Consider the following 5,070-nt stretch of genomic DNA (forward strand, 5'->3'; position numbering starts at 1 on the left):
TTTTATAAAATCTATAAAAGATAATAAAAAACTATATGGAAAGACCGCATTTTGTATAAAAATATACCTTAAGTTGATGGATGTGTGGTGGTACCCCATGCCCATCAACTTAAGAAGGAAAATAAAATGAACTTTCGTTTATATGAACGAAAAAAACTTAAAATATTTTGTGTCCTTAAAAATGAGCATACCTGACAAATCTCAGATATGCTTACATTTATTTTGAGTATGATATTAATTAATCTGCTACTTGATTAACCTTTGCTTTTGGTATTGCTGCTTTTTTAGGCATAAAGCATACAAATATTAACGCTACAATAGATAAAACTAACATAAATACATAAGCATCACTTGAGCCGAAGATAGAAGACAATTTCGCTAGTTGCATAGCTGAAATGTTTCCATTTTCCATAGATAATTCAGAAGCATGTGAAGTTGCTTGAGTTGTATACACCGTGATGACAACTGCTGTTCCAATAGCACCTGCTAATTGGCGAATAGTATTATTTACCGCTGAACCATGTGACCCCAATTCTCTTGGTAAAGCATTCAACCCTGCTGTATTTAAAGGCATCGAAATGAAACTTAATCCAATTCGTAAAATAATGGTCCGAACCATTAAATACATATAAGTTGTAGATTCGGTCAAATCAATTACACCCCACATCGAAATAGTGATAAATACTAAACCTGTAATAAAGAGTGGTTTCGCCCCGTATTTATCATACATTTTACCTGTAATAGGTGATAAGAAGGCATTAATCACGGCTCCAGGTAATAGAAGAAGACCTGATTCAAATGAAGTAAAACCTCGTCCATTTTGCAAGTAAATTGGTAAAAGAATTAAATCAGCATACATAATCATTGTAATGAGTATGTTAATGATTGATGTAAGAGTGAAAATTTTATACTTAAATACGGATAAATTTAATAATGGATCGTTAGACTTTATTTGACGTAAACAGAATAGAATTGTAACGATTATTCCAATGATAATAGATGTAATAACAACTGGATGATCCCATCCCTTACTTCCTGCACTACTAAATCCAAATAAAATACAACCAAAGCCAATCGTTGATAAAATGACACTTACGATATCTAATTTTGCTTTTATTGTGTCTACAACATTGATTAAATATTTAAACGCAAAAATAATGACGATTAATATAAATGGAGCTAATCCAATAAATAACCATCTCCATGATACATATTCAATGATAAAGCCAGATAACGTTGGAGCGATGGCTGGCGCAAAAATCATGGCAAATCCGATGGTTCCCATAATAGTTCCACGCTTTTCACTAGGGTATAAATATAAAATAACCGTCATCATTAGTGGCATAATAATTCCTGCCCCAATTGCTTGAATCATTCTTCCTGTTAACAACATGCCAAAATTCATGGCACAGGCACATAGTACTGTCCCGATAAACAAAAAGAACATCGAGCTAATAAATAGCTGTCTTGTTGTAAAACGTTTCATTAAAAATGCCGTAATCGGCACTAAAACACCGTTTACGAGCATAAAACCTGTTGATAGCCATTGTACAGTTGTAGCTGTAACATCAAATACCTCCATAAAATTGCTCATTGCTACATTTAATAGCGTCTGATTTAATGTTGAGAAAAAACAGCCAGCAATCAGAACAATTAATAAGATTTTTTTATTTCTTTCCATTATTTCCTTCTGCATTTATAAACTCCTTCATTCTAGACTTGAATTATCGACATTGTGTCGATAAAATCAATGGTAACAAAATATATATTCCTTGACCATGAACAGTTTTTTTGAAAATGTTCACTACTCGACATAGAAGATATGTAATGTTGAGAAAGTCAAAGAAAAATCTATAAAGGGGTTTAAAAATGTCTACAGCTAAAAAAGAAGATCCACGTACAATTCGTTCAAGAGAAATGTTTAAAAATGCCGTCTTTTCTCTCTTATATGAGGACCCCTCTGTTTCAAATTTAACGGTTCAGAAAGTTGCAGCCAAAGCAGGATTAAATCGGACAACATTCTACTTACATTATCAGGATATTCAAGATTTACTAACGCAAATCACCAATGAGATTTTAAATGAGATTTCTGATAAAATTATTGATTTAATACACGTAAAAGATTTATCAGAAAAACAAAGGCTAACACAATTTCTTGATTATTTATATATCCATCGAAATTATTTACTTATTTTATTTAAAATGAATCAATTTGAGGAACAGTTGTTTTTATTATTAAAGCAATTAGTAGAAACAAGAAGAAAGAATACCAAGAAAGATTTACCTGCTGATTATGTTGCGGTTGATATTAAAACAGCCTCATTGGTAGGCATCATCATGTGGTGGATAAGGAAAGGGCTTCATTTTAGCTCAGATTATATTGCAAATCAAATTTATTTAATGTACAGAGTGCAATGAATCTAAGTCATTTATTAATAAACTTGAAGAAAACGTAGTTTCTTTATGAAACTACCGGTGGATATAGTTTCACAACAATTAGACTTTCTCGGTTAGTCCTTTTATGGTCATTTAAATAAGGGTTACGGGTAGGGATTTTGTTCTTTACTCAAGTAATGGAGGACCGATTAATCTCGATAACTCAAAAAAGCAGTAGTAACGGAGTGAGAACGATGTCCCACTCCATCCTATCTGCCTTCCCGTGGGGCTTTTCCTCCGCTAAAAAGCTACGGGCAGTGAGGTTAATCCTTGTGATGCTAGTTTGAATTGCCAGGTGACGTTCTCCCGAGAAATGCTTAGCCGTAAGTTGGGCACGCGTCTCAACAGGGTGGTAAACGCAATGTCTCCTTCCAAGCGAGCCAAAGGCGCCCCTAAACACATATGAATCCCATGTCCAAAGGCAAGATGACGTTTGATTTTGCGTGTAATATCCAGCTCCTCTGGCTGTGTAAACTGGTTCTCATCTCGATTCGCTGATTTCAATAAGGGAATGACCATATCCCCTTTCTTGATATGGTGCCCAGCGAGCTCGATATCTTCAGTGGCAAAACGCGGCCCCGCGATGGTAGCTGGACCATTGAAGCGCAGCAGTTCTTCGACAGCTGAAGGAATAAGACTGAGGTCGGCTTTGAGCTTTTTCAGTTGGTCTGGATGATCCAGCAACATCAAAGTGCCGGTGGCGATCAGATTCGAGGTTGTCTCATGTCCGGCAAAGATTAATAGCTTTATCATTGAAAGGAGCTCTGCTTCACTGAGCCGATCCCCCTCCTCTTCAATACAGATTAGTTGGCTAATCAAGTCATCAGCAGGGTGATGGCGTTTGTCGTTCACAAGCTGTACAATGTATTTGCCGAATGCTCTCAAGTTCGCTGCTACCTCCGGATCTTGCCTACCAAGTCCGAGTCCGTTTGCGATAGCCTCAGACCAGACAAGAATCTTTGCCCGGTCCTTTTGAGGCACTCCGAGCATGTCAGAAATGACGTTGATTGGCAAGGGATAGGCATAGTCCTTGATAATATCCATTTTACCTTGATCTTGCACACTGTCGAGTAATTCATTAGCAATCTTTTGCACACGCGGGCGTAAGCTTTCCATATATTTGGGTGTGAAAGCTTTGGACACCAACATACGTAAACGTCGATGATCGGGCTCATCGACAGCGTTTAAGGACTCCGTAAGGAATTTAGGAGACGCAGATGGATCATCGTTACCGGTTAAAGTTTGCTCGATGTCACTGTTACCATCAATGGATCTCCGGTCGACAGTAAAGTACACATGATCTTTCATTACTTGTATAGCTTCTTCCATACGTGTGATCATCCAGGCTTGACTATCAATTCCCCCCATCGGAAACGGGATAGGAATAACAGATCCCATTGACCGTATCTGTGCAAATATCGGAAATGGATTTTCACCGCTTTCACCACTCAACACGCTCAATACTGCTTTCTCAGGTACTATTCGATCTGAATGATTCATAATAACCTTCTTCACTATGAGATACCACCTCATGCCCATCAGGCTAAGAAAAGCAAATACCCCAAAATGAGAAAATTGACATCTCCAGATGAAAATATACAATTTTTTTGTTTTGGGGGCGTTATGAAATTTTTAAGTTGATGGGCATGTAAAGTGTCCCACATCCATCAACTTAAGTAATACATTCTCTCCAAAAACAAAAAAAGAGAAGGGGGAAATGTATTACACGTCAAATGAAAGTTGAATTAAAAGAACAAAAAAGACAATTGAAAATTCAAAAACGAAAAGCAAAACATCGAGGGAGATAAAAGAACATCCGCCAAATTGGCGGATGTTCTTTTATCTTCAGGAATGAATTTATTGAAGGGCACCGCCAGCATTTTAGAAAAGCCTCACGCTAAGAGCATGCAAGATTTTATGCAGCTTTTCAGCTAATCCAGTAACAAACGAGAACCCTAAAACCGTGCTGGGATAGGAATGTATAAAAAAATGCATAGGTTCATAGAACAAAAAAGGAAAATGTAATGTACGGTGTTATGGTTTCTCAGATTGCAGTAGAGATAAATACAGAATATATGGCGCTTTGGGTAATTTCTGGATTAATATACAGTGAAATAGCATCGGTTTTGGCAACTGGGTTACCCGGTATAGTACTAGTCCATATAATAGTTGCAGGGGCTACTACGGGATTAGGATTAAATACTTTAACTGGTTGTGCTCCAATATCAGTAGATTTAATGGAAAATACAATAGTTCCGGTAATGTTTGCTGTTGTTGTAAGAGTAATTGTAGATACTATCTGCTCAGCAGCTGGTGAAGTTAAATTCGTAGGAACATTATCACATACTTGTATGGTGTATACACCTGTAGACAAATTATTAACATTAATAGAGGCGGATAACCCCACAATACTACCTGCTCCTCCTGTTACATAGGGGATTAATTTTGAATCTGCGCCTGGTGATCCCTCTGTACGTTGAAATCCTGAATTAGTTCCCCCAAACACAATAGCTTTCGTAGAAGTTGTTGCAGTAGGTCCAGTAATTCCAGTAGCGCCAGTGGCTCCAGTAGTGCCAGTAGTGCCAGTGGCTCCAGTGGCTCCAGTGACTCCAGTAATGCCGGTGATTCCAGTGA

3 protein-coding genes and 1 pseudogene are annotated in these 5,070 nt (G+C 37.3%); 1 reads left to right on the forward strand and 3 read right to left on the reverse strand.

Annotated elements, in window-relative coordinates:
- Positions 1-238: 238 nt before the first annotated feature.
- Positions 239-1,696 (reverse strand): DHA2 family efflux MFS transporter permease subunit, encoded by a 1,458-nt coding sequence (locus tag BLV40_RS27600; protein WP_090695816.1) that lies wholly within the window; start codon positions 1,694-1,696, stop codon positions 239-241.
- Positions 1,697-1,869: 173 nt separating this feature from the next.
- Between BLV40_RS27600 and BLV40_RS27605 the strand changes: the two genes are divergently transcribed.
- Positions 1,870-2,418 carry a TetR/AcrR family transcriptional regulator gene (locus BLV40_RS27605; RefSeq protein WP_090695817.1) on the forward strand — a complete coding sequence of 183 codons (549 nt, stop codon included), beginning with the start codon at positions 1,870-1,872 and terminating at the stop codon, positions 2,416-2,418.
- Positions 2,419-2,676: 258 nt separating this feature from the next.
- On the opposite strand, the gene BLV40_RS27610 is transcribed toward BLV40_RS27605, so the two are convergent.
- Together BLV40_RS27610 and BLV40_RS27620 are read right to left on the reverse strand one after the other, a co-directional pair.
- Positions 2,677-3,951, reverse strand: coding sequence for a cytochrome P450 family protein (locus tag BLV40_RS27610; RefSeq protein ID WP_244525472.1), 1,275 nt, complete (start codon positions 3,949-3,951; stop codon positions 2,677-2,679).
- Between the two features lie 529 nt (positions 3,952-4,480).
- A pseudogene (locus tag BLV40_RS27620) lies at positions 4,481-5,070 on the reverse strand (hypothetical protein); the annotation flags it as partial.

Source organism: Bacillus sp. 166amftsu (assembly GCF_900107445.1).
Classification (GTDB): Bacteria; Bacillota; Bacilli; order Bacillales; family Bacillaceae_G; genus Bacillus_A; species Bacillus_A arachidis.

Coding starts and splice junctions, on each gene's coding strand:
- BLV40_RS27605 (WP_090695817.1), top strand. CDS start 1,870: ATGTCTACAGCTAAAAAAGAAGATCCACGTACAATTCGTTCAAGAGAA.
- BLV40_RS27600 (WP_090695816.1), bottom strand. CDS start 1,696: ATGCAGAAGGAAATAATGGAAAGAAATAAAAAAATCTTATTAATTGTT.